Source organism: Magnetococcus sp. PR-3 (assembly GCF_036689865.1).
Lineage (GTDB): Bacteria > Pseudomonadota > Magnetococcia > Magnetococcales > Magnetococcaceae > Magnetococcus.
On the sequence record NZ_JBAHUQ010000021.1, the window covers coordinates 42434 to 67722 of the forward strand.

The 25289-nt window shown below is 50.8% G+C and carries 20 protein-coding genes; 14 read left to right on the top strand and 6 right to left on the bottom strand.

The annotated features are described in order from the left end of the window. Positions 1–181 precede the first annotated feature (181 nt). The 7 genes from flhA (at position 182) to V5T57_RS12920 (ending at position 7889) form a co-directional block, all read left to right on the top strand. Positions 182–2212 (top strand): flagellar biosynthesis protein FlhA, encoded by a 2031-nt coding sequence (gene flhA, locus V5T57_RS12890; RefSeq protein WP_442918213.1) that lies wholly within the window; start codon positions 182–184, stop codon positions 2210–2212. Positions 2213–2295: 83 nt separating this feature from the next. Further along, entirely contained in the window at positions 2296–3651 is a 1356-nt protein-coding gene (gene flhF, locus V5T57_RS12895; protein WP_332891637.1) for a flagellar biosynthesis GTPase FlhF, read from the top strand. A gap of 133 nt (positions 3652–3784) precedes the next feature. Next, positions 3785–4768 carry a MinD/ParA family protein gene (locus V5T57_RS12900; protein WP_332891638.1) on the top strand — a complete coding sequence of 328 codons (984 nt, stop codon included), beginning with the start codon at positions 3785–3787 and terminating at the stop codon, positions 4766–4768. Positions 4769–4780: 12 nt separating this feature from the next. Next, on the top strand, positions 4781–5557 hold the full coding sequence (locus V5T57_RS12905; protein WP_332891639.1) for a FliA/WhiG family RNA polymerase sigma factor: 777 nt from the start codon (positions 4781–4783) through the stop codon (positions 5555–5557). A gap of 146 nt (positions 5558–5703) precedes the next feature. Then, positions 5704–6255 carry a hypothetical protein gene (locus V5T57_RS12910; RefSeq protein WP_332891640.1) on the top strand — a complete coding sequence of 184 codons (552 nt, stop codon included), beginning with the start codon at positions 5704–5706 and terminating at the stop codon, positions 6253–6255. Between the two features lie 234 nt (positions 6256–6489). Next, a complete protein-coding gene (locus V5T57_RS12915; protein ID WP_332891641.1) occupies positions 6490–7581 on the top strand; it encodes a flagellar hook-length control protein FliK in 1092 nt (363 codons plus the stop codon). Between the two features lie 5 nt (positions 7582–7586). Then, complete coding sequence (locus tag V5T57_RS12920) at positions 7587–7889, top strand: EscU/YscU/HrcU family type III secretion system export apparatus switch protein (RefSeq protein ID WP_332891642.1); 303 nt, start codon at positions 7587–7589, stop codon at positions 7887–7889. Between the two features lie 44 nt (positions 7890–7933). Here V5T57_RS12920 and V5T57_RS12925 read toward each other — a convergent pair whose 3' ends face one another. The 5 genes from V5T57_RS12925 to V5T57_RS12945 form a co-directional block, all read right to left on the bottom strand. Next, positions 7934–8668 carry a class I SAM-dependent methyltransferase gene (locus V5T57_RS12925; RefSeq protein WP_332891643.1) on the bottom strand — a complete coding sequence of 245 codons (735 nt, stop codon included), beginning with the start codon at positions 8666–8668 and terminating at the stop codon, positions 7934–7936. Positions 8669–8843: 175 nt separating this feature from the next. Then, on the bottom strand, positions 8844–10325 hold the full coding sequence (locus V5T57_RS12930) for a multiheme c-type cytochrome (RefSeq protein WP_332891644.1): 1482 nt from the start codon (positions 10323–10325) through the stop codon (positions 8844–8846). 1299 nt (positions 10326–11624) lie between these two features. Continuing rightward, positions 11625–12392, bottom strand: coding sequence for a type I methionyl aminopeptidase (map, locus tag V5T57_RS12935; protein WP_332891645.1), 768 nt, complete (start codon positions 12390–12392; stop codon positions 11625–11627). A 52-nt stretch (positions 12393–12444) separates the two neighbouring features. Next, positions 12445–13143: a DNA/RNA nuclease SfsA gene (sfsA, locus tag V5T57_RS12940; RefSeq protein WP_332891646.1), complete on the bottom strand. Its 699-nt coding sequence runs from the start codon at positions 13141–13143 to the stop codon at positions 12445–12447. 14 nt (positions 13144–13157) lie between these two features. Continuing rightward, on the bottom strand, positions 13158–14108 hold the full coding sequence (locus V5T57_RS12945) for a PDZ domain-containing protein (protein ID WP_332891647.1): 951 nt from the start codon (positions 14106–14108) through the stop codon (positions 13158–13160). 319 nt (positions 14109–14427) lie between these two features. On the opposite strand from V5T57_RS12945, the gene carA reads away from it, so the two are divergent. From carA to V5T57_RS12980, 7 genes are all read left to right on the top strand, one after another. Continuing rightward, on the top strand, positions 14428–15561 hold the full coding sequence (gene carA / locus V5T57_RS12950; protein ID WP_332891685.1) for a glutamine-hydrolyzing carbamoyl-phosphate synthase small subunit: 1134 nt from the start codon (positions 14428–14430) through the stop codon (positions 15559–15561). Between the two features lie 20 nt (positions 15562–15581). Next, entirely contained in the window at positions 15582–18809 is a 3228-nt protein-coding gene (carB, locus tag V5T57_RS12955) for a carbamoyl-phosphate synthase large subunit (protein ID WP_332891648.1), read from the top strand. Between the two features lie 191 nt (positions 18810–19000). Beyond that, a complete protein-coding gene (greA, locus tag V5T57_RS12960; RefSeq protein WP_332891649.1) occupies positions 19001–19474 on the top strand; it encodes a transcription elongation factor GreA in 474 nt (157 codons plus the stop codon). Positions 19475–19676: 202 nt separating this feature from the next. Further along, entirely contained in the window at positions 19677–20321 is a 645-nt protein-coding gene (locus V5T57_RS12965; RefSeq protein ID WP_332891650.1) for an RlmE family RNA methyltransferase, read from the top strand. Positions 20322–20356: 35 nt separating this feature from the next. Further along, positions 20357–21820, top strand: coding sequence for an IMP dehydrogenase (gene guaB / locus V5T57_RS12970; RefSeq protein WP_442918214.1), 1464 nt, complete (start codon positions 20357–20359; stop codon positions 21818–21820). A 104-nt stretch (positions 21821–21924) separates the two neighbouring features. Next, a complete protein-coding gene (guaA, locus tag V5T57_RS12975) occupies positions 21925–23493 on the top strand; it encodes a glutamine-hydrolyzing GMP synthase (RefSeq protein WP_332891652.1) in 1569 nt (522 codons plus the stop codon). 161 nt (positions 23494–23654) lie between these two features. Continuing rightward, a complete protein-coding gene (locus V5T57_RS12980; RefSeq protein ID WP_332891653.1) occupies positions 23655–24155 on the top strand; it encodes an acyltransferase in 501 nt (166 codons plus the stop codon). A 530-nt stretch (positions 24156–24685) separates the two neighbouring features. On the opposite strand, the gene V5T57_RS12985 is transcribed toward V5T57_RS12980, so the two are convergent. Next, positions 24686–25003 carry an STAS domain-containing protein gene (locus V5T57_RS12985; protein WP_332891654.1) on the bottom strand — a complete coding sequence of 106 codons (318 nt, stop codon included), beginning with the start codon at positions 25001–25003 and terminating at the stop codon, positions 24686–24688. Positions 25004–25289: the final 286 nt, after the last annotated feature.

Genomic DNA, 25289 nt, shown 5'->3' on the forward strand with positions numbered 1-25289 from the left:
ATTGTGGCTTTTCTTGGCAGGAATGTTGCTTGTCTCTTGGTGCCGGATCTTGTCCTCAAGGGGGCAAGGGTCGCAATACTCAAGGATTGAGATTAAAGGAAACAGGAGATTCCCTTTGGCTGCCATCGGTTTACCGCTCAACATACAGGGCTTGTCACTGAAAAAATTCAGTGACCTCTACATGGCTGTGGGCGTCATTCTGGTGATGGCGGTGATGATTATCCCGCTGCCATCGGAGATGCTGGACCTCTTTTTGTCCATCAATATTGCCATAGCTATCGTGATTCTGCTTACCACGATCTATATTCATAAACCATTGGATTTCTCGTCTTTTCCGAGTGTTCTGCTGCTTGCGACTATGTTTCGCTTGGCGCTGAATATTGCCACAACCCGCTTGATTCTTTTACATGGCGGTGAGGGTGAAGGTGCGGCGGGTGAGGTGATCCGATCGTTTGGTCAGTTTGTTGTCGGTGGTAACTATGTGGTGGGTGTGATCATCTTCTCCATCCTGGTTATCATTAACTTCATCGTGATCACCAAAGGTGCGGGTCGTATCGCGGAAGTTGCCGCCCGATTCACCTTGGATAAAATGCCTGGTAAACAGATGGCCATTGATGCAGACCTCAACTCCGGCTTGGTTACGGAAGAGGAAGCGCGCCGTCGTCGTAGTGAGATTGAGCAGGAATCTGAGTTTTTCGGGGCCATGGATGGTGCGTCCAAATTTGTTCGTGGTGACGCAATCGCCGGTATTCTGATTACCCTGATCAACATTGTTGCGGGCTTCATCATCGGTGTGGCTCAGCAGGATATGACAGCCGCCCAATCTGCCCAGGTCTATACAATTTTGACGGTTGGCGACGGATTGGTGGCGCAGATTCCTACATTGGTTATCTCCGCAGGGGCTGGTTTCTTGGTAACCCGCGCATCTGGCGACTCCAACATGGCGGATCATGTTGGTCAGCAGATGACCGCTCAACCCCGTGTTATCTTGATGAGTGCGGTGGTTCTGGGTCTGTTGGCGATTATTCCCGGCATGCCCACCGTTTCCTTTGGCTTGTTGGCCATTGGTCTTGGGGTCTGGTCTTGGTACCTGTTCCGTCGGGCTGAACAAAAAGATGGCCAGGTTCAGCAGCAAGCTATGGAAGAGGCCGAAGCTGAAGCCGAAGCTGAAGAGCCCATTGAAAGTTATCTGGCGCTGGACCTGCTTCGTTTGGATGTCGGTTATGGTCTGATTTCGCTGGTGGATGAGAGTCAGCAAGGCGACCTGTTGGATAAGATCCGTTCTATCCGTCGACAGTTTGCTCAGGATATGGGCTTTGTGGTTCCACCCATTCATATTAAGGATAATCTTCAGCTTAAGCCGGGTGAGTACAGCTATCTGGTTAAAGGTGTTGAGGTCGGCCAGGGTGAACTCCGTCCAGGTAGCTTCCTGGCGATGGAGGGCGGGGATGTCACCGGGCAGGTTGCTGGTATACCCACTGTGGAGCCCGCGTTTGGTCTGCCTGCCCAGTGGATTATGGTTGGTGAGCGAGAGCGGGCGGAGATGTTGGGGTATACGGTGGTGGATGCTTCTACCGTGCTGGCAACCCATATCACCGAAATGGTGCATAACCATGCCCATGAAATGTTGACCCGCCAGGAAGTTCAAAACTTGCTGGATCTGGTGGCAAAAAATCAGCCTAAGCTGGTGGAAGAGCTGATCCCCAATGTGGTCAATTTGGGGGATGTCCAAAAAGTTCTCCAAGGTCTGCTCAGAGAGCGTGTTTCCATTCGTGATATGGGGACTATCCTGGAGACTTTGGCCGATTACGGTAAGATTATTAAACAGCCACAGCAGTTGGTGGAGCTGGTTCGCCAGTCACTCTCCCGTTCCATTGTGAGACGTTATCTCGATGAGAATGGTGCATTGACGGCGTTGGTCTTAGGGCCAGATGCAGAGAACCTGGTTGCCGAGGCCATTGTGGATGGGGATTATGGATCTTATCTCTCCCTATCCCCTAGGGCGGCTCAGCAGTTGTTGACCCGGGTTCGGGATGAAGTAGAAAAAGCAGCGACGGTGGTGGTACAGCCGGTATTGATTACCGGCTCCAGAGCCCGTCCATTTGTTAAGCAGGCTTTGGAGGGGGTTCTTCCCCATCTGGTGGTGCTGTCTCAAAATGAGATTCCCGCCAATGTATCGGTTAACAGTTTGGGCAACGTCCATCTGTCGTAACTGAGTTAGGTAATAAGGCCAAGGAAGGCCTCGTTGGGAGTGCCGTGCCCAGACCGGGTTACGGGTAAAAGGAAAAAACGCCCATGAAAATCCGTACCTTTCAAGCTCAAGACATGCGCGAAGCGCTGAAGATCGTCAAGGAGGAGATGGGTGCCGACGCCGTGATTCTCTCAACCCGCAGTGTGCGGGAGAAGAGTGCAGGCGGGGCCCCTACCGGTCGAAGCGTCATTGAGGTAAAAGCGTGTCCTGCGGCGGTGGCTCAAGCGATTGAGGAAGCAAATCCGCCCAGTGAAGAGCCAGCGGCGACCCCAAGTCGTGCCCCTGCGCGGGAGGCTGCACCCAGGCGGGGTGGTTTCTCAGCAGTGGTGACAGAGGATGCCGCGCCAACACGCAGTCGTCCTTCGGAACGTGCTGCGGCGCGAGAGGCTAAGCCTCAGCCGGTCCCAGAGCGTGAAGCGCCTGTTCGTAGTCGTGTACCTGAAGCACCACCCCAGCGTGAAGCTGAGGAGGAGGCGCCCCGAGGTCGTGTGGGTAGCCGGGCCAGTATGCGGGCGGCAGGGGGGGCAAAAAATCTGGCTTCTGATCTTTCCACCATCCGCTCCTCATTGGCAACGCTGGAAGCTCGGGTTTCTGGATTGCCAGGCCCCATGGATAGTGAGATCCAACAGCTGGATGGCGAGGGGCGTAAGCTCTACTCCTGGCTGATTATGCACGGCACCGAAGAGCCCATTGCCCGTAAGCTGGCGGTAAGCGCACGTAATGAGCGGGGTGGCTTTGAGGGATCGCTTAAAAAATATCTGAAATTTAGGGATCCTTTGGAAGGTACCGCGCGGGTCATTGTGCTGGTTGGACCCACAGGGGTTGGTAAGACCACAACCCTGGCTAAGATTGCGGCGGATCTTCTGCTAAACCGTCGGCGTTCCGTGGGGATGATTACCCTGGATACGTTCCGGGTTGGCGCTGTGGCACAGCTCGAGACCTACGCCAAGCTGCTGCAGGTACGTTTGGTGGTGGCCCGTTCACTGTCAGAGGTTAAAGCAGGTATGCATGCGCTTAACCGCTGTGACTACATTCTTGTGGATACTGTGGGTTCCTCTCCCTACAACCGTCGTCAGGTTAACTCGACGGGATCTTTGTTGCCGGTTATGGGTGAGGATCGTGAAACCTTGTTGTGTATGGCGGCTAACGTCAGAGAGACTGAACAACAGGCGGTTTTCCGACGCTTTTCTACCCTCAACCCCACTGGGTTGGTCTTTACCAAGCTGGATGAGACCGTCACCTTTGGTAATTTGTTGAATGTGGGGTTGCGTGCACGCTTGCCATTAACCATGTATGCCGATGGGCAGCGTGTGCCGGAAAATCTGGGCTGGTTTACGCCTGAAGTGCTGACTAAGTGGTTTGAGCAGCGTGACGGAGAGCCCGGTGAGGAGATGATTTAAGCAGAATGACTGCTGATCAACCATTTCGGCATGTTTTGTGAATAGAATATCTGTGATCACTCCACATTAGGTGTGAGTGGGACCATGGATGGGATCCGGGCAACCGGTGCCAAGGTGTGAAGGCAAAGGGATTATGATCGACGACATGGACAACCAGGCGGCTAGACTGCGCGAGTTGACCGAGCAGGCTCAGAAGCAGCGTGATGCTGAGAGCCGCGGTGATGCGCCACGACCGTCCCAGCCATTGACCCCGACAGGAGATCGTGCACGCCGTAAGGTTCCTTATACCCTGGCTGTAACCAGTGGTAAGGGCGGTGTGGGTAAGACCCTTGTGTCGGTTAACTTGGCGGTACAGTTTGCCCAACGCGGCTTGAAGGTGTTGATTATTGATGCCGACCTGGGGCTGGCTAATATTGATGTTGTGCTGGGGGTAACCCCTAAATACAACATGGCAGATGTGCTCTCAGGCCATAAAACACTGGATGATGTGGTGGTGGAGGGACCTGCAGGGGTCTTTATCCTTCCGGCCGCGAGCGGTGTGGCAGAGCTCTCTGATCTCACCGAAGAGCAGCGGGCTTCGTTACTGGATCATCTGGATAATTGGAATGCAGATATCGATGTGGTGATTGTCGATACCGGGGCTGGTATCTCACCCAACGTACGCTACTTCATTTTATCTGTTGAGAAGATTGTGGTGGTTGCAACGCCTGACCCTGCTTCCATTACAGATGCGTATGCTTTGATGAAGGTGATGTATAAAAATCATCGCCTGAATAATTTTGAACTGGTGGTTAATCAGGTTAGTGGGGCTAAAGAGGCCAAGCAGGTCTATAAAGCCATCTCTGATGTCTCCAGTCGTTTTCTTAATATCGGGCTGCAATTTGCCGGGTTTATCCCTAAGGATGATCTGTTGCAACGTGCGGTGCGGGAGCAGCAGCTGGTTTCGCTGGCTTATCCTGAAGCAGAGGCTTCAGTTGCCTTTAATCGACTCTCCCAATGGATGGTGGATGCATGGCAGCGTCAAGAACGGGATAACGAAGGCCGAGCGACCTTTTTCTGGGGGCGGCTGCTCGATGAAGAGGATTCCCCATCAACCTCCGAGCCGGAAAGCTCTTGAGCCATGTCCATCATGAACATGCATAAACCGGATGTTAGCGAGGCAACCAGCTCAGCTGAGCTGTGGAAAAGCCTGACGCGGGAGGAGATCATCCTCAAATACGCACCTTTGGTGCGTTATGTGGCGGGTCGTATCTCCATGAAACTGCCTCAGTCGGTTGATCTGGATGATCTCTACCAAGTAGGGGTGATGGGATTAATCGATGCGGTCTCCAAGTTTGATCCCGATCGTGGCATTAAATTCCAGACCTACGCGGAGTTCCGTATTCGAGGCGCCATTCTTGATGAATTGCGGGCCATCGATTGGGTGCCGCGTCAGCTGCGACAAAATGCCTCGCAAATTCAGGAAGCCTACAATCAGTTAGAGGCCAAGTTTGGCCGACCTGCTGAGGATGTTGAAGTCGCAGATCATCTGGGCATCACCATCCAGACGTTTCATGAACAGATTGATCAGGTTCGTGGCATCTCCATTGTCTCCTTCGAAGATATTCGTCCCAATAGTGATGATGAAGAGTGGGATGTGCTCGAAGTGTTGGCGGATCCATCGGTCCAGGATCCTGTAGAGGCCATTGGATTAATGGAGTTGCGCCATGCTATGGCTGACGCCATTGACAGTTTGCCTGAAAAAGAGCGTTTAGTGGTGACCCTCTATTACTTTGAGGAGTTAACCATGAATGAGATTGGTGAAGTGCTGGGATTAACAGAATCTCGTATTTCACAGTTGCATAGCAAAGCGGCTTTACGCATGCGTGCACGCATTAAGCGGTTTCTTAATCGTCCCAATGGTTGAACCCGGTTAATGGTGGGTTAAGTGAGTTGGGATGAACAACCACAGCAAAAATCGCAAGGAATGCGATTAGAGATGTGGTGGTATGGGTATCCATGCAGCGTTTAGGTTGAAAAATCCGGCGTTGCGAGCTTCAGGGATGAACGGCTATGAGCCTTTGGAACCTACTTGTTGTTGTCTGTTTTGCCATCCTGTACATGGGCATGGTATTGATATTCAGCCAGCTCAAGCAGCTACGTGGTGATCTGCGGGCGGTAGGCCCGGCGCTGGATGATGAAGATATGGCGCTGGTTGAAACCGAAGTAATGATGGAAGACCCCGTGCCAGCACCGGTCGGGGTGGATCCTTCCGTGGTTGTTGCAGAAAACCGTGAGCAGACAGAGATTATTCTGGAGGAGCTGGCTGGGGTAGAGGACCGTATTTTACGTACGGTTGAAGGTTTGCCCGATCAGGTTCAATCTGGTATGGAAGATCTGCAAAAAGAGCTGCGTTATCTAGACCGTGGTATGCCCACACAGGTGGAAGCCTCTACGGCGGCACAACCTGCTAGCGCTAAACCGGATGCATACCGTGAGGCCAAGTTGTTGCTCTCCAACGGTGTGGATGAAGAGCGTGTCATTGAAGAGACAGGATTAACGGTTGAGGAGGTTAGCCTTCTTAAGCGTTTATCAGGTGCCCAAGCCAATCGTGAGGTTGGATAAGGTACGCTTAACGACACAGACCCGTTTGCGGGATTTGAAAAAAAAACGCTACGGCCTGGGGTCGTGGCGTTTTGTCGTTTGGGGTCAATCACACCGTTTTCCATGGCTGGCGATGTGTACAAGTGTGTGGTTTTACCTGTTAGGTCTGTGGGTAGGGGGTTGTCAGATGATGCATGCCCAGTATGGGGGTGGTTAAATGTATCATCAGGCTGTGTTTTTGTTTAAGGAGTGATCATGGTCGCACCGGTACAAAGCTTTGTTACCATAACCGGTCCTGCTTCGGGTTCCACTGGTTCAGCCCAGCTTTCATTGGCGGTGGGTGATACCCTGTCGGGCCGTATCCAGACCATGAATCAAAATGGGCAAGGAACCATCCGTTTAAGTAACGGCTCCACCATGAATTTTCAAGGTAACCCAAATGTGCAGGCTGGTGAACGGGTGGCCATGCAGGTGATTAAACTGGAGCCGCAGCCGACCTTTAAAATGGTGAATAGTGAAAGTGCACAAGCGGGCAAGCTGGCCTTTGAGGGGCAGCAAAGTCTTGCCCGTGGTCCTGAGCTGTTTGCCAAGCTTTTGGAGGGGGCTGGTTTACTTAAAGGGGGAAAAGCTGCGTTTTTAGTGGGTGGCAGTAAAGGGGGGTTAACACTGGCCAATGGTCAAACCCTTGCCCAGACCCTGCAAAGCAACTTAACCAATGTCTCTTTGCAAAGCTTGGTTAAAGGGGACCCCGCAACCCTTGCTCGGTTGTTAGAGGGTGGTAGTAAACAGGAGCTGACAGAGGCGATTCGTAATTTACGCCAGGCAGCCGATGGTATACGTGGAGCCGATGTTCGAATGGATGGCGAGGCGGCGTCGGTCCGAAATGCCTTGGGCCGTGTTGGAGATATGCTGGCCATGCAAGATCTGCTTCCCCGTACCCCACAAATGGACCCTAACAGCGCCATACTTGGCTATCGTATTTTTTGGTTGGATGAAGGGGGGCTGGGTGAAGCCATCATTCGACGTGAAAAGGCCAAGCAGGGTGGGGAAGAGGAGGATACAACCTCAGTATTGCTCTCCCTTAATATGACCGAGCTGGGTATGGTTCAGGCCAATATTCAATCTCGTGAAGGGTATGTTGGGGTCAACCTGCGGGCTGAAGATGAAGCGGCTCTGGCGGCGCTAAGGCGAGAAGTTCGTACGTTACGGCAAAGTATGAATGAGGCCGGATTGCCGCTTCAGGCATTAGAGTTAGCCAAACTAAGTGCCGCACAAATTAGTGCTGAGCGGGCACACGCGCTTGGGTTGGATCAATCCGGGAATACTGGTTTCCAGGCGGAAGGGTAGGGAACATGGCCGACGCCAAGGATGGAAATAACCAATTTATGCATAAACGGGCTGTCGCACTCCGCTACCGACAAGGTAAGGACAGCTCACCACGGGTGACGGCCACGGGGCGTGGTCGACTGGCAGAGACCATTCTTAAGCGTGCCAAAGAGCATGAGGTACCATTGATGGAAGATCCTGACCTGGTCCACGTGCTGGAAAAAGTACCCATTGGTAATGAAGTTCCGCCACAGCTTTATCAAGCTGTGGCAGAGGTGCTGGCTTATGTCTATCGGGTGAATGGACGTCTGGGGGGTAAAGCCTCATAAGTTTGCCCGGTGTGGGGCTGTAAGCGCCTGGGGGCAAACTCGACTTAGGGTAAAAGATTAACCCGGATATAGCGTGTGATGGCAGACATTAGGTTGCGGGCTGATTCGGAGATCCCCGGTGGGTTGGGCCAATCTTCGGTCACCATGGGTGGTTTGGGTTGGCTGCCTATGGGCGTTAATTTTTTCATAATAGCTCGACCGCTAATCCCATAGTGATAGGCCATGAACAGATCATCTAAATTGGCAAAATAGAACTCTTTGATCATCTCTGCCATATCCCCAAACGCCAAACACCGTTCATGATGGGGCGTACGCCCACCCTTGCGGTAGGTGGTGTTGTCAACATCATCAAAGGCGATATAGCCCCCCTCTTTAACCAAGGGGTACCAGGCCTGAAGCAACTTCCACACATGTGCGCGGGTATGCACACTATCCAGATAGAGCACATCAATGCCCTCTTTAAGATAAGGGGCTTGAGCTGTAATGTGATCAAAATCTCGGTCGTCACTTTGAATAAACTGCCAATGTTCTGAGGTAGCAACATCCGAACAGTCATCAATATCCAAAGAACAGAGGCGTCCGCTTTGCTCTTCACACGCGGTTAACAGCACACAGGTAGAGACCCCCCCAGCGGTACCACACTCCAATACGGTGGGGTTGTCCTGCGCTTTGACCAAGTGATAAAGCAGCATGTTATGGTTGGCTTGTTTACCTTCATCTCCAGGGGCGAACTCACGCTCGGCAAACCAGGAAAAATCGTGATTCTTAAAGGTGGCCATTGTTTGTGTCCTTCCATGGAGAGACCTGCCCGTTGCGCCGGGCAATGATTTTTAGATGAGATATTTTGTGCCAGTCACAGAGCCCTGTCAAGCGACCCCCACACCCATATTAAAATGATAAAAAAAGGGCGGTCCCGAAGGACCGCCCCGTGTGCGCATAACTGACGGTTCAAACTTACATAGAACCTTTGCCGTAACGCTTTTCATACTCTTTGTTGATTTTCTTCAGCGCATCTTTGTTCATGCCGTTGAAGTACCAGTCATGACCTGCGATGGGCTTGAAGTGCTTCTCAAGCAGTTTCTTAGCTTCTTTCTCACCAACAACCTTCTTCAGCTCAGGAATGAACTTGAAGTAGGTGTGCTTAGCCACTTCGTACAGACCGTGCCACCAAGCATAGTCGGGACCCATCATGGATGCACCATGGCGAGCTACACGACCTTCGTGATGCCAAATTTCCCACCAGATCCACTCGATCTTGTCGTCGAAGGGAGACTTGGTGATTTTACCAGCTTTTTTCAGATCACCAATGATGGCTTTAACAGGCTTGGCAAACTTCTCGTTGTAGAGCTCAACGAAGTCATCCAGCTGCTTGTAGTGACCTTCAACAATGCGCTCACCGTGACAGGCGAAGCAGACTTCCTGCATACGCTCACGACGCTCATCAGACTCGATGACCTCGATGACTTTGCCGCCACGGTTCTTGACCATGTCGCCAACCTTAGGCAAAGGCTTGCCGTTAGGTACGTCATAGGAGGTGCCGTTGTCCAGACGTACCAAGTTGATACGGTTGGAAACAGGGGAACGCAGGTTCCAGGAGATACGCTCACCAACATCGTGGGTCTTGGCCAGGCCAGGAACGCCACTCATGTGACAGGTGGAGCAGGTGGGGGCTGCACTGTAGTCAACGCCAGCTTCCCACTTGTCGGAGCCCATGTTCATCTTGTTGATGTTAGCGCGGAAGAGAATACCGTGCTTGGACTCATTGTATACTTCCAGCTGCGGATGGTCAGGACCGATGTGGCACTTACCGCAGGTGTCAGGATGACGGGCCTGAGCACGGGAGAAGTTGTGACGACCATGACAGGCGGTGCAGGAACCGAGGCTGCCATCGGGGTTGATACGGCCAATACCGGTGTTGGGCCAGGTGTCGGTGGTTGGACGCTTTTTGCGGTCCAGTTTAACCACAGAACCGTGGCACTGGCGGCAGCCAACGTTCACAGCAGCAGGGCCACCTACAACTTCACCCAGAAGGTTATCTAGGGAGTTGAGGATTTTACCCGCACTGGCGTGGTGAGAGCGCTGCTGCTCATCCACTTCAGTTTTGTGGCACTGGGCGCAGTCCTTGGGGGTAACCAAAACGGAGATCAGCTGACCTTTGTGCTCAAAGGCATCAACATCACTCTTAGCCGCTTTGTGGCAGTCAAGACAGCCGACATGGTTCTGACCATGCTGACTTTCATTCCACTGTGCCCACAGGCCGGGGCTTTCTTTCAAGTGGCACTCGGCGCACTTGACATTTTCAGGACCACCCCAATCTTTGCCTGGCTGTCCATTCGGTCGTACTGCTTCAGCATTGCTGACCGTGAAGAGCAGTAGCGCAAATGCTACGACACTCCAAAATCGTCTTAACCCATATTTCATCGTTACTTCCCCCATGGCTTATCTGCCCAAATTTGCCAACCGAACTTTCGGTTGATCACCGGTAATACGCCGTAACTTGAGTTAAGACTCAACTTAGCGGCTTTTTTTGTCTTTTAAAATATCGGGGCTCGCGCCCACTCCTATTAAGGAGGGTAGTCCTTGATTAACAGAGTTGCAAGAGTCTTGGATTTGATCTTGGTCAAGTCGTCACAGTTTTTTTACAAATAGGGGTATTTTTTTTGTGAATGAAATAGATTCTCATAAAATCAAACGCTTAAACATATATAAGAGAATATAAATATTAGCAGAAAAATTGATTAGAGCTAGGAAAAGCGCCTTTTTGGCAGGTTAAAAATTGAGATAAATGGTGATTAACAAGGCGCCATGATGAATCATTAATCATTCGTTTTTAGGGTAAGTAGAGGGTGAATGGTTAGAAAGTGAATAAAAACAAAAAGTTGTTTTTTTGTGTGAGTAGGGTGTGGGACAAGCTGATAAGTTTTGCATGAGCGCTTAATGAAAATGATTATTATTAGCTTGTGTGTGGCGGCAATAAAAAGGCCTGCCTGAGCTGGCAAAAGGGCTGTTTTAGGAATGATTTTACAGATGCATATGTATGGCGGTGACAATATAGGTTGGATTGTCTTTACATGCTTTGCTGGGGCTTTTCTGCCAGCTGTAAACGGAATTTTTCTATTCGTGAATGGAAAACAATTCTGGTTTGTGCGGCAACGGAGACGTGTTCACCTGTCAAAGATCTCTGGTTGTTGCTCTATAGGCAGAGGGGGAGGCGTCTGTTCATTTGGGCTCTAAAGCATAAGATGCCACATTGGGGGGCCTGTAGAACAAGAGAAGGCTGGCTTGTTTAAGGTGCAGGGGGATGAAAGGATGAAGGGAGGGATGTTTGGTGGTAGTGAAGAGCCGCGGTAATAGAGTGTGCCTTCCCTTTTTTGATCAGTGAAAAGGGGGCTTTGTCGGTTTCTGTACGATATGGCCTAATCTCTTCTACGGTAGTGGATGCTGATCCGATCAAATCACTATGGCTCTTAAATTGTGAAGTCTTCACGGGGCTATGTGGGTCTCTGCCCTAAGAAAGCCATTTGCCACGGGAAAAGGTCATCGATACAGGTCTGGGTAAGCTGGGCAGGGAACCTTGGCCCTCAAAGCCTGTTTGCGCATGGGGTTTCTATACGCAACCCACATGTGGGTTGAGACCTCTGTGCTAGTGGGGCGTGGTTTGGTGAAGCCAGGGGGGATAAAAAAACGCCATGGTTAGGGCCATGACGTTTTTTATACAAGATATGAGCGGGTGCGTTAAGTCCGGCTGTATTCCCCATTAACATCCGTTAGCACTTCGCGCCCTGTCTCTGTCACCACCAGTGTATGTTCATACTGAGCAGAGAGGCTGTGGTCTTTGGTCACAACCGTCCATTGGTCTGGCATCAACTTGATATAGGGTTTGCCTAAATTGACCATCGGCTCAACGGTAAAGACCATACCAGGTTTAATCTCAACCCCTTCACCATGGTTCCCAAAGTGCAAAATGGCAGGTTCTTCATGAAATTTTTCACCAATACCATGCCCGCAGTATTCCCGCACAACCGTACAGCGATTCTGACGAGCGTACTGTTCAATAACAGCACCAATATCCCCTACATGTGCGCCAGGACGAACCGCATCAATGCCTAAATCAAGGCAGTACTTGGCGACATCCGCAATTTTTTTACCTTTTTTGGTTGGCGTGCCAACATGGAAGGTGCGGCTGGTATCGCCATGCCATCCATCAATAATGGTTGTGATATCGACATTGATAATATCACCCTCACGCAAAATACGGTCACCAGGAATGCCGTGGCAGACCTGATGGTTCACCGATGTGCAGATGGATTTTGGGAAACCCCGGTAGTTCAAAGGTGCGGGAATGGCATTATGACTGAGAATGTAGTCATGGCAGATGGTGTTTAACTGCTCGGTGCTGACCCCTGCTTTAATATGTGGCTCGATCATATTGAGAGTCTCACCCGCCAGTCGGCAGGTAACACGCATTTTCTCAATCTGTTCCGGGGTTTTAATGGCAATCATGGAAGCTCACTCCACACGGTCCTTGGGGATCGTGATAAAAACGTTCACATATTTACGATAGGGTGGCGGTTAACGGGCGCACCACCTGAATCGATTGAGGTGTGACATCACAGGCGTATACCAAACACTCAACGCCAGCATCCAGCGCAGATTTTAACGACTGGGCATATGTGGGGTCTATCTCTTTAGCAGGGCGAAAATGGTCGCAATCAGACCGCTGGACAATAAACAGGATTACCCCCCGATGTCCAGCTTTAACCGCCTCAATCAGGGCGCCAAGATGTTTAGCCCCGCGTTTGGTTACAGCATCCGGAAAGGCTGCATCCCCTCCAAGTTGTAGGGTGACACTCTTGACCTCAACATAAGTCAGCGCACCCTCTGCATCCGTTAAGCGAAAATCCAACCGGGAATCATGAAAAGGGACCTCACGCTTTAACGCTGCAAATCCGTTGAGCGGTTCAATCACGCCCTTTTCCATCGCTTCAGCGGCAATACGGTTGGCCAAGCCTGTATTAACACCGACTAAGGCCCCACGATCATGCACAAGTTCCAGGGTCCAGGCGAGCTTGCGCTTAGGGTTGTCGGAATGGGAGATGTAAACCGGTTCTCCTTCATGGACCAGCCCCTTCATGGAACCTGAATTGGCACAATGGACGGTGACTTCTTGGCCATCCTCCATGGTGACATCTGTTAAGAAGCGCTTATACCGTTTAATCATGCGTGCCGGTGTTAGGGGTGCTGCAAATTCCATGGTTCTATTCCCGTTTAGCGGCGCCTTGGGCGTGCAGCGACATCGACATCCACCTTATGAACTTTACCTGCACGTTTGTAGGTAATGCTGAGCTTTTGGCCTGGGAGCAGTTTATTGATCTCTTGAATCAACTGTTGATCTGTGGTGACCTTGGCTTGATTCACCTTTTGGATTAGATCGCCCTCTTTTAATCCACCTTTAGCAGCCGGGCTGGTGGGCGCAACCCCTTCAACCACAATACCTTTTGGTGTGTTTTCAACAGCAACACCCAACCAAGGTTTGGCTTTTCCTCCAGCCATGCGTTGACGTGGGGGAGGCGGGGGTGGGCGCTGGCCGTAGTTCTCTGGCCCAAAGCCTCCTTGGCCAAAACCGCCCTGCTGACTCATGGGATCACCAAAGCCACCTTCCTGACCATAACCAGGGGGCGGCGGTGGGGGCTGACTACCGCCATAGCCTTCTTGACCAAACCCACCGGGTGGTGGGGGGGGAGGCATCTCACCATAACCACCACCGGGACCTCCATAGCCCCCTCGTGGGCCGCTATGCATGTTGCCGCCAAATGGACCATTACGCATCATGCGGCGTGGGGTATCCATCATGCTGCCCATCGGGGTGTTGGGGTAGGAGGTGACAGAGCCATGATCCTTGCTGTCTTCCAAGGTTGTTTTTAGGTAGGTCAGGTTTCCTTGGCGCATCACTTTCAGCGTAACGCGCGTTCCTGGTTTAGTGGTGGCGACGCGTCGGGCAAATTGACCCGGCCCACGGATGGCATGACCATTCAACTCCAGAATAATATCATTCCGTTCCAGGCCAGCTTTGTCGGCAGGGCTGTCTTTAATAATTTCCCCTACCTGAACCCCTTTGGGTGTATTAATTGTGGCCCCTAACCAGCCATCGGCCACTGCTGGGGAGCTGCTTAAAAGGCCTATGGTTAGCAGAGCCATTAAACGCAGTGGTTTTTTCATGGTAACCCTCTCTTTGGGAATCAATCGTCTTGGATTTTGCAAGTCGTTGAAAATATATGATTAAGTTTTTAGCGTTTCGGTGGTTGTTCCAAAAAACAGAGCCATTCATTCTAATGATGACCCTGTTGTGTGGAACAAACTATTCATTTAAACCATTTTTTCGTATGCTCTACAAGCTGTGCCATCATTGTTACGCTTATTGACGAAAGTAGCTAAAAAGAGTATAAGCGGCGGCACGCTTATATAAAGAAAGTTCATCATGTCATCGTGAAGGGGTCTTTGACTACCCCGTCCCAACGCTGGAGCACACACTTTGAACATGCAGCAATCCGACCAAGGCCGTGCGGTTTTGGTTCTAGAAGATGGCACCCGCTACGACGGGCGCTCCCTTGGTGCCCACACTGAACAGGTTGGAGAGGTGTGCTTTAATACCTCTATGACCGGGTATCAGGAGATAATGAGCGACCCGTCCTATGCTGGACAGATTGTCACCATGACCTATACCCAAATGGGTAATGTGGGCATCAACCCCGAAGATATGGAATCACGTCGTCCCTGGATACGTGGCTTCATCGTCAAGGAGTCCGCACGCCGTTTTAGTAACTGGCGTTCGCAGGAGAGCCTCTCTGTCTTCCTGACTCGGCATAACATCCCTGCCATTGAAGGGATCGATACCCGTGCCTTGGTCTCCAAGCTGCGGGATGAAGGTGCCATGCGTGGGGTAATCTCAACCACGGACTTCGATACAGACTCACTGGTGGCCAAGGCCAAAGCCTTCCCTGGTTTGGCCGGTATGGACCTGACGGGTGAAGTGAGTTGTCAGACCTCCTATAACTGGCAGCAAGGGTTGTGGGATCTGGAAGATGGTTATGGGCAAATAGAGGCCCGCGGTGACCGGAAAAAGGTTACGGTTTTGGACTTTGGTGTCAAACACAACATTCTGCGTGGTTTGGTGCAGGCTGGGTGTGATTTGACCGTGGTTCCTGCCAAGACCTCTGCCAAAGATATTTTGGCCACTAATCCTGATGGCATCTTCCTCTCCAATGGTCCTGGTGACCCAGATGCGGTTAAGCATGCTGTGGCGACCATTCAGGAGTTGATCAAGGCTGATAAACCGCTCTTTGGTATCTGCCTCGGTCATCAAATGCTCTGCCTGGCCCTGGGTGCCCAAACAGATAAAATGAAATTTGGTCATCGCGGTGGTAACCATCCCGTGCAGAACCTTTCTACAGGCGTCGTGGAAGTGACCAGTCAGAACCATGGCTTTGTGGTTCGTGATAAAGAGCTGCCCAGTACGCTGGAAGTTACCCACCGATCTCTGTTTGATGGCAGTGTGGAAGGTATTCGTATCAAGGATAAGCCGGTCTTTTCGGTTCAGTACCATCCTGAGGCCAGCCCTGGCCCGCACGATGCTCACTACCTGTTCAAACAGTTTGCCGACTTGATGCGCTAAAGAGGGTTATAGAGGACGCCATGCCCAAACGTACCGATCTTAAAAAAATCATGCTCATCGGCTCGGGACCCATCGTTATTGGTCAGGCCTGTGAGTTCGACTACTCCGGTGCCCAGGCCTGTAAGGCTCTGAAGGAAGAAGGTTATGAAGTGGTGTTGGTGAATTCCAACCCTGCGACCATCATGACCGACCCTGAGCTTGCAGACCGTACCTATGTGGAGCCTATTACCGTTCCATCGGTTACCCGGATTATTGAAAAAGAGCGCCCTGATGCCATTCTGCCCACCATGGGTGGCCAGACTGCATTGAATACCGCTTTGAATTTGGCCGATGCGGGTGTGCTTGAGAAGTACAATGTCGATCTGATCGGTGCATCCCGAGACGCCATCAGCAAAGCCGAAGATCGTGAGCGTTTTAAAAAGGCCATGGAAGATATTGGCCTGGAAATGCCAAAATCCGGTTTTGCGCACTCCATGGAAGAGGCCTGGGAAATCCAGAGTCAGGTGGGTTACCCCACCATTATCCGCCCCAGCTTCACCTTGGGGGGGACTGGCGGTGGTATTGCTTATAACTCGGAAGAGTTTGAAGAGATTATCCGTCGTGGTTTGGCGGCATCGCCCACCACCGAAGTGCTGGTTGAAGAGTCGGTGCTGGGTTGGAAAGAGTTTGAGATGGAGGTGGTGCGGGATCGCCTGGATAACGCCATCATCGTCTGCTCTATTGAAAACTTTGATCCCATGGGTGTGCATACAGGTGACTCCATCACCGTAGCGCCTGCACAGACACTGACGGACAAGGAGTATCAGATCTTACGTGATGTCTCCATTGCTGTGTTGCGTGAGATCGGGGTGGATACGGGTGGCTCTAATGTGCAGTTTGCCATCCACCCTGAAAATGGGCGCTTGGTCGTTATTGAGATGAACCCTCGGGTTTCCCGCTCTTCAGCGCTGGCGTCCAAGGCAACGGGTTTTCCCATTGCTAAAGTGGCTGCTAAGCTGGCCATCGGCTACACCTTGCCCGAGATTATGAACGACATTACCGGGGTTACACCCGCTTCGTTTGAACCAACGATTGACTATGTCGTCACCAAGATCCCCCGTTTTACCTTTGAAAAGTTTCCGCAAGCCAGTGATCTGCTCACCACCCAGATGAAATCTGTGGGCGAAGCCATGGCCATTGGCCGTACCTTTAAGGAGTCGTTGCAGAAAGCTTTGCGCTCCATGGAGATCGGGCTGGATGGCTTTGATGAGATCCTAGACACTGAAAATGCTGGTTGGGAAGGGGTGCTGGAAGAGAAGCTGCACAACCCTGGCCCAGACCGTATTCTTTATGTGGCTGAGGCCTTCCGTCAGGGCAAGGATCTGGAGTGGCTCTATCGTGTCACCTCGATTGATCCCTGGTTCCTCGATCAAATTCAGCAGATTGTTGAAGCGGAAGCCTCTGTACGCGGTGGTATTATCGATGGTATTACCGCTGAGCGTTTGCATGAGCTCAAAGGGATGGGCTTTTCGGATGAGCGCCTGGGTGTGTTGACTGATGAGTCTGGTGATCGTGTACGTCAACGACGCTTAGCCTGTGGTGTGACCTCCGTCTTTAAGCGTGTGGATACCTGTGCTGCGGAGTTTGCCTCTCAAACCGCTTACCTCTATGCCACCTATGAGCAGGAGTGTGAAGCGGCACCGTCGGATCGTAAGAAAATTATGATTCTTGGGGGTGGTCCTAACCGTATTGGTCAGGGTATTGAGTTTGACTACTGCTGTGTGCACGCAGCCTTTGCACTGCGTGAAGCTGACTATGAAACCATCATGGTTAACTGTAACCCTGAGACCGTTTCCACCGACTATGATACCTCTGATCGTCTCTACTTTGAGCCACTGACTTTTGAAGATGTCATGGCCATTGTGGATCTTGAAAAACCCCATGGTGTGATTGTGCAATTTGGTGGGCAGACCCCGCTGAAGCTGGCCAAGCGCCTGGAAGAGGCGGGTGTGCCGATTATCGGTACTACGCCTGAGGCTATTGATATTGCAGAAGATCGGGAGCGCTTTCAGGAGCTGCTGCAGAAACTTGGTTTGCGCCAGCCCCCCAATGGTATTGCCCGTTCTGAACGTGAGGCGATCCGTGAAGCTGAGGCCATTGGCTTCCCGGTTGTGGTGCGTCCATCCTATGTTTTGGGTGGTCGGGCTATGGAAATTGTGCATGATGTTAAAGATCTGGAGCGCTACATGCGTACGGCTGTTCAGGCCTCTCCAGATCATCCGGTACTGATTGACCACTTCCTGAAGGATGCCATTGAGATCGATGTGGATTGCATCGCCGATGGTAAGGATGCTGTGGTGGCCGGTATTATGGAGCATATTGAAGAGGCAGGGGTTCACTCTGGTGATTCAGCCTGCTCTTTGCCGCCCTATTCGGTTGGTTTGGATTTGATCAATGAGATTGAACGTCAAACCAAAATGCTGGCTGAGGCGCTGCAAGTTAAAGGCTTGATGAACATTCAGTTCGCCATTCAAAAAGGTGCGGTTTACATCATTGAGGTCAACCCTCGTGCGTCACGAACCGTACCGTTTGTTTCCAAAGCTTCTGGTGTGCCCTTTGCCAAGCTGGCGGCTCGTGTCATGGCCGGTGAGAGTTTGAAAGATCTCGGTTTGACATTGCCACCTAAACCGGGCCATGTTGCGGTTAAAGAGGCTGTCTTCCCCTTCGAGAAGTTCATGAATGTGGACCCTGTATTGGGGCCGGAGATGAAGTCTACCGGTGAAGTCATGGGCTTGGCCGATACCTTTGGTGCCGCTTTTGCTAAAGCACAGGAAGGGGCCGGGGTGTTCCTGCCCATGGCCAGTGAAGAGACCAAAAATCAACGTATCTTCATCTCTGTAAAGGATGAAGATAAAACCGCCATTGTACTGCCAGCGAAGCGTCTGGTTGAAATGGGCTTTAAGTTGAGTGCGACCAACGGTACAGCGCGCTTCCTTAAAGGGGAGGGGATTGAGGTCGAGCCGGTTAATAAAGTGACCGAAGGGCGTCCGCATATTGTTGACCAAATGAAGAGTAATGAAGTGGCTTTGGTCTTTAATACCACCCAGGATAAACGTGCCCTTGAGGACTCTTACCCCATCCGACGTACGGCTTTGATGAGTAAAATTCCTTATTTTACAACGGTAGCAGGTATGCGAGCAGCCGTTGCTGCCATGGAGTCAATGCAAGCTGCGGACTTTAATTGTAAAGCTCTGCAAGATTATTATTGACACCTAGCGGCCAATCCGACATAACTGATTGCTTACGGCGACGCAGCCTTTTGGATGCGTCGCCGTGTTTATTCATAAACCTAATGGTTGATCCAAACCCACCAGATGCCACAATCGTGGTATCCAGTTGGTAGGTGCCGGTGCCAAAGAGAGGCGGCCACCGGTTGGAAAAGGCTTGAAAAGGTAGAACGATGAACCAAAAAGTACCCATGACCATGGAAGGCGCCAAGCAGCTTAAAGATGAGCTGAAGCGTCGCAAATCCATCGATCGTAAACGGATTGTGGCCGCCATTGAAGAGGCGCGTGCCCATGGTGATCTTTCCGAAAATGCTGAGTACCATGCCGCTAAAGAGCAGCAGAGTTTCAATGAAGGGCGTGTTGCCCAAATAGAAACCATGCTGGCCAGTGCTGAGGTGATCGATACCAGCCGTTTAAGTGCGGAGCGTGTGGTGTTCGGGGCCAAAGTAACGGTTATGGATGAAGATACCGAGGAAGAGACCACCTACCATATTGTTGGGGATGAAGAGGCAGATTTAGAGATTGGTAAGATCTCGATTTCCAGCCCTATGGCCCGAGGCATGATTGGTAAGGAGGAAGGTGACTCCGTAGAGGTGCGTGCACCTGGCGGCTCACGTCATTTTGAGGTGGTAGAAATCACATTCTGATTTTCTGACATCTTGGCAGTACCCGGTGGGGGGAAGACTATAACTTGTCTTCCCCCCATCTGTTTTTTGGCGGAATTGACCCCCTTATGGGTTCAGAATTGGGCTGAATTTTTCACCCCAACGGTGTACAATAACCGCCTTTTTCAGCTTCTCAATACAACCCGCTTTTTGTTGGGTTAGAACTTTTATCGGACAGCGAACCTTGGCCAAACCCCGCCCCAGTAGTAAACGATGGCTCAGGGAGCACCATAACGACCCTTATGTGCAACAGGCTCGTCGCGAAGGTTTTCGCTCCCGTGCTGCCTATAAGCTTATGGAGCTGCAGGAAGTTGTTAAGCATGATGGAAAGCCTGTCTTGCTTATTCCCCGTGGGGCCAACGTGGTGGAGCTTGGTGCTGCCCCAGGTGGTTGGACCCAAGTTGCGGTTAAGCTAGCCGGGGAAAAAGGTTCTGTGGTGGGTATTGATCTGCTGGCTATGGACCCTGTGCCCGGTGCCCAGTTGCTGCAAGGGGACTTTCTCGATGATGATATGCTCCATCAATTAGAGGCTCTGCTAACCGATGGGCGGGTTGATGTGGTGTTGTCAGATATGGCCCCCAACATGTGTGGGGTAAAGTCTGCAGACCAACTGCGCGGAGAAGCTTTGGCAGAGGCGGCTTTTTTGTTTGCAGAAGAGAACCTGAAACAGGGTGGTAATCTCGGTATTAAGTTATTTAACGGACCTGGTTTTCACGACATGGTTAAACAGGCCCGAGCCATGTTTGATGTGGTGAAGGTGATCAAGCCTGACTCCAGTCGTAGCCGTAGTCCGGAACACTACCTGGTGGGTATTGCCTATAAAGGCTAACCCCCTGGGGCAGAACAAGAAGGAACAGGAACATGTTGCGCATTGCCAAACAGGCGTTGACCTTTGATGACGTTCTACTGGTGCCGGCCCACAGTGATGTGTTGCCTCACCAGGTGGATATCTCCACCCGTCTTACCCGCAACATTCGCTTAAATATGCCACTGCTCTCAGCAGCCATGGATACCGTAACTGAAGCGGGTACGGCCATTGCCATGGCGCAAGAAGGTGGCATGGGTATTATCCATAAAAACCTGACCATTAAAGAGCAGGCCAGTGCGGTACGTCAGGTTAAGCGCCATATCAGTGGTACGGTGGTTAACCCTTGGACGTTGGGTCCTGATGAACCCCTGAAGTCCGCTTTGGACTTAATGGCGCGGCGCAATGTGTCGGGTATTCCCATTGTGGAAGATGATGGTCGTGTGGCGGGTATTATTACCAACCGTGATGTACGTTTTGCCACGGATAAAACTCAGCCTATTCGTGAATTGATGACCCAAGGGGAAAATCTGGTTACGGTTCCTCAAGGTGTAGATATGGCCGAGGTTAAAAATCTCTTCCATCAGCACCGTATTGAAAAACTGTTGATGGTGGATGATCAATTTATCTTGGCGGGTCTGATTACCGTGAAGGATATTGAGCAGAACCATGCACACCCCATGGCCTGTAAAGATGAAGAGGGCCGGTTGATTGCTGGCGCTGCAGTTGGTGTAGGTAAGGACAATAAAAAGCGTCTGGCCGCACTGGTTGAGGCGGGTGTGGATGTGGCGGTTGTGGATACAGCCCATGGTCATTCCCAAGGGGTGATCGATATGGTTGCCTTTGCCAAAGAGACCTACCCAGGCCTTGAGATCATTGCCGGAAATGTTGCAACGCCTGAAGCTGTTAAAGCCCTGATTAATGCGGGTGCTGATGGGATTAAAGTGGGTATTGGTCCTGGCTCTATCTGTACCACCCGTGTTGTTGCAGGGGTTGGTGTGCCGCAGATTACCGCCATTTCTGATTGTGCGGAAGAAGCCGACAAAGCTGGCGTGCCCATTATTGCAGATGGCGGGGTGAAGTTTTCTGGTGAGGTGGCTAAAGCCATTGCAGCCGGTGCCTCTTGTGTCATGTTGGGGTCCATGTTTGCTGGCACGGATGAGTCCCCTGGTGAGGTGTTTATCTATCAGGGCCGTAGTTATAAGACCTATCGGGGTATGGGCTCTATTGGTGCCATGGCCAAGGGTTCTAAGGATCGCTACTTCCAGGCCAATGTGTCGGATGCTCAGAAGCTGGTTCCTGAAGGTGTTGAAGGCCGTGTACCGTACAAAGGTCCTATCAACCATATTATTTATCAAATGGTTGGTGGCTTACGTGCCGCTATGGGCTATACCGGCTGTGGCACTGTGGAGTCACTGCGCGCCGAGGCCCAGTTTGTGCAAATTACCAGTGCTGGCCTTAAAGAGTCTCATGTGCATGATGTTACCATCACTAAAGAGACCCCCAACTACCGTATGGAATAATTGGGGGTGCTGATCTACTAAGGGTCCCGTCAAAACGGGACCCTTTTTCGTTTTTAACGGCGGATTTTTCGCCGGTTGCCCACCTTCGTCAATGGGTTTATGCCATGTCTGACGCGCTGCATTCAGAAAAAATACTCATCCTGGACTACGGTTCACAATACACCCAGTTGATTGCTCGCCGTGTACGTGAAACCCAGGTTTATTGTGAGATTCACGGCCATGAAATGGATGCTGAGGCGGTTAAGGCCTTTAATCCAAATGGGGTCATTCTCTCGGGTGGTCATCAATCCGTTTATGACAATGAGGCACCGGAACTGAACCAGGCCATTATGGCGCTGGGGGTTCCTGTCTTGGGTATTTGCTACGGCATGCAAATTTTGGGGCGTCACTTTGGTGGAACCGTAGCCCCCAGTGATAAGCGTGAGTATGGACGTGCTGAGATTGAGGCACCTGTGGGTGCGGTTGGTCCTCTGTTCCAGGGTTTTGTAGAGGCTGGAGCTAAGACCAATGTCTGGATGAGCCATGGTGACCATGTCGAAGAGATGCCCAAAGGGTTTGTTAAAACGGCTCAAACCCCCAATGCTCCCATCGCCGGCATGGCGCATGAGGAGAAGCATGTCTATGGGGTACAGTTCCACCCTGAGGTCAACCATACCGACAACGGTGAACAGCTGATCCATAACTTTGTGCGCACCATTTGTGGCTGCAATGGGTTGTGGACATCCGATAGCTTTATTGAATATGAGGTGGCTCGGGTTAAAGCGTTGGTTGGTGATGAGCATGTGATTTTGGGGCTCTCTGGTGGTGTGGATAGCTCAGTTGTTGCAGCCTTATTGCACCGAGCCATTGGCGATCAGTTGACCTGTGTATTTGTTGATAATGGCCTTCTACGCTTGAATGAAGGTGATCAGGTCATGGAAACCTTTGCCAAGAACATGGGGGTGAAGGTTATTCGGGTCGATGCAGAAGATCGGTTCTTAGGCAAGCTTATCGGTGTGGCTGACCCTGAAAAGAAACGTAAAATTATTGGTCACACCTTTATTGAAATATTCGATGAAGAGGCGGGTAAGATAGAGAATGCCAAATGGTTGGCTCAGGGTACAATCTACCCAGATGTTGTAGAGTCTGCAGGTACCAAAACCGGTAAGGCGACCAATATTAAGTCACACCATAACGTGGGGGGCTTGCCTGATGATATGGCTCTAAAGCTTCTGGAGCCCCTACGTGAGCTGTTTAAGGATGAAGTGCGTAAGGTTGGTGTAGAGCTGGGTCTGCCCCACCGTATGGTTTATCGGCACCCTTTCCCTGGCCCTGGTTTGGGGGTGAGAATTTTAGGGGAAGTGAAAAAAAAGTATGCGGACCTGCTGCGTTTGGCCGATGCGATCTATATGGAGGAGCTTTATGCTTCGGGGCATTATGATCGGATTTCCCAGGCTTTTGCGGTCTTTTTGCCGGTTAAGAGCGTCGGTGTCATGGGGGATGGCCGTACCTATGACTATGTGGTGGCCTTGCGTGCGGTGGAAACCAAAGATTTTATGACCGCAACCTGGTATCCCATGCCTCATGATCTCTTAAGCCATATATCTAACCGCATTATCAATGAGATCAACGGCATCAACCGTGTTACCTACGATATTACCTCTAAACCACCCGGTACCATTGAGTGGGAGTAATATTCATCGTTTGAGGTTGATATTATATGGTGTGTGATCTTTAAAGCACCAATAGACGAATGGTTTAAATCCTTGTGTCTATTGGTGCTTTTCTGTAAGTAAAGTAGAGATCCCCAGCTGCCTATATTCCTGTTAGGTAAAGCGCCGAAAAGGAAGTTGATATGTTGATCTATGATGAACTGATCTCTTTTCTTAAAAAGAAACGTGGGGAGATGAAGGCGAAATTTAATCGCCATGTATCGATTCAAGATCTATTGTCCGACCGGTGGGAAACCGCGCAGTTTAACGGTTTTGGTCAAGGAAGTTCTTGCTATAACAATGTTTTGATCCTTGGGGATGTTGAGGTAGGCGAGCATGTTTGGATTGGGCCGAATGTGATTTTAGATGGTTCTGGTGGATTGAAAATTGGAGATTATGTCTCCATTAGTGCCGGGGTGCATATCTATTCTCACCATACCGTAAAATGGGCGACCTCTATGGGCAAAGAGGAGGTCGAAAAAAGGGCGACCTCTATAGGTAGTGGTGTCTTTATTGGGCCAAATTCAGTGATCCAGATGGGGGTGGATGTGGGGGATCGGGCCGTCATCGGGGCGATGAGCTTTGTTAATAAAGATATACCTGCAGAGGGTAAATGGCTTGGAACCCATTTAAAGACAACATAAGCCTGCCATTGCGGCTCTTTTGATGATCTGGAAAGAAATGGTCAGGCACTGTAGAGCATAAAGGTAGTGTGTGACGGTGTGGGGCTTTAAGCAGGTGGATAGGAAGGTTGTTGTCTAGCTTTAAGGTCTGTTAGATTTTTTGTACGGTCGCTAAAAACCTACCCATGTGGAGTGTATGGACCCTGTTATGGATCATGATGTTTGACTGTATACAAAAAAGCCCCGCTAATGGCGGGGCTTTTTGTTTCTCCCGTTAGGGGAGCGCATGCGCTTAGTAGGCAAGGCCCAGAAATAGCAGCAGTGCCAAAAAGGACCAGATGCCAACATCCACGATAAAGGGGGTCACACCATCCATGGGGTGTCTCCTTCTAAAGAGAGTTGAACAACAGGAGCGGCATCCTAAAAAAGAATGGCTCATGAGTCAAGCGCTATATAGGTTATATCGCCTATTTATTTATATAATGTTTGAAGTGGTATCACGCACGCTGTTTTTTTAATCAACAACGGTATCTCCAGAAGGGGCGTGGGGGTTAATCATAAGCAAAAAAATTATGAAAGTGTGCCGTTTGCAAAAGGCGCCTAACTGGGGCATGCACATTATGGAGTTGTATGGGGCGTTTAACTTTTACTAAGACCTCTTGGAACAGCAGTAAAACGCCCAATCCTGTGCTATCGAGATAATTAACCTGTTCACAATCGATGGTGACGGTGGAGTCTGCGGGTATGCTGCGGGCGAGATCTAGAAAGTACCCACTCTGGCTAAAGGTCGGTGCCACGTTTAAATGTACCTTAATCTGATCGGCTGTTCGGGTCAGTTTAAAGCAACGTGAGGTCTCATGTCCGCTCATGGAAAGACTCCAAAAATGCATAGGTAAAAGACAATGCGTCATAATTTGTCACATTCATACTCTACGCGATTATGCATAAATGAAAAGAAAGAAATATAAAATAGGTTATTTGGTGCCTATCTCTCTTTCATAAGGTGATGTGTAGAGCATGGTCTAAGCGAACTAAAAAGTAGATCTGTGCAGGTGAGAATAAAAATTTATTCATTGACGAATAATCTAGGCTTCTTTTGAGTGGTTGAGCTTGTTTATGGGTAAATAGATGAAAATAGGCAGCTCTGAAGTGTTC

Excerpts from the sequence above, each read along its gene's own strand:
- flhA (WP_442918213.1), top strand. The coding sequence starts at position 182 with ATGGCTGTGGGCGTCATTCTGGTGATGGCGGTGATGATTATCCCGCTG.
- flhF (WP_332891637.1), top strand. The coding sequence starts at position 2,296 with ATGAAAATCCGTACCTTTCAAGCTCAAGACATGCGCGAAGCGCTGAAG.
- V5T57_RS12900 (WP_332891638.1), top strand. The coding sequence starts at position 3,785 with ATGATCGACGACATGGACAACCAGGCGGCTAGACTGCGCGAGTTGACC.
- V5T57_RS12905 (WP_332891639.1), top strand. The coding sequence starts at position 4,781 with ATGAACATGCATAAACCGGATGTTAGCGAGGCAACCAGCTCAGCTGAG.
- V5T57_RS12910 (WP_332891640.1), top strand. The coding sequence starts at position 5,704 with ATGAGCCTTTGGAACCTACTTGTTGTTGTCTGTTTTGCCATCCTGTAC.
- V5T57_RS12915 (WP_332891641.1), top strand. The coding sequence starts at position 6,490 with ATGGTCGCACCGGTACAAAGCTTTGTTACCATAACCGGTCCTGCTTCG.
- V5T57_RS12920 (WP_332891642.1), top strand. The coding sequence starts at position 7,587 with ATGGCCGACGCCAAGGATGGAAATAACCAATTTATGCATAAACGGGCT.
- V5T57_RS12925 (WP_332891643.1), bottom strand. The coding sequence starts at position 8,668 with ATGGCCACCTTTAAGAATCACGATTTTTCCTGGTTTGCCGAGCGTGAG.
- V5T57_RS12930 (WP_332891644.1), bottom strand. The coding sequence starts at position 10,325 with ATGGGGGAAGTAACGATGAAATATGGGTTAAGACGATTTTGGAGTGTC.
- map (WP_332891645.1), bottom strand. The coding sequence starts at position 12,392 with ATGATTGCCATTAAAACCCCGGAACAGATTGAGAAAATGCGTGTTACC.
- sfsA (WP_332891646.1), bottom strand. The coding sequence starts at position 13,143 with ATGGAATTTGCAGCACCCCTAACACCGGCACGCATGATTAAACGGTAT.
- V5T57_RS12945 (WP_332891647.1), bottom strand. The coding sequence starts at position 14,108 with ATGAAAAAACCACTGCGTTTAATGGCTCTGCTAACCATAGGCCTTTTA.
- carA (WP_332891685.1), top strand. The coding sequence starts at position 14,428 with ATGCAGCAATCCGACCAAGGCCGTGCGGTTTTGGTTCTAGAAGATGGC.
- carB (WP_332891648.1), top strand. The coding sequence starts at position 15,582 with ATGCCCAAACGTACCGATCTTAAAAAAATCATGCTCATCGGCTCGGGA.
- greA (WP_332891649.1), top strand. The coding sequence starts at position 19,001 with ATGAACCAAAAAGTACCCATGACCATGGAAGGCGCCAAGCAGCTTAAA.
- guaA (WP_332891652.1), top strand. The coding sequence starts at position 21,925 with ATGTCTGACGCGCTGCATTCAGAAAAAATACTCATCCTGGACTACGGT.
- V5T57_RS12980 (WP_332891653.1), top strand. The coding sequence starts at position 23,655 with ATGTTGATCTATGATGAACTGATCTCTTTTCTTAAAAAGAAACGTGGG.
- V5T57_RS12985 (WP_332891654.1), bottom strand. The coding sequence starts at position 25,003 with ATGAGCGGACATGAGACCTCACGTTGCTTTAAACTGACCCGAACAGCC.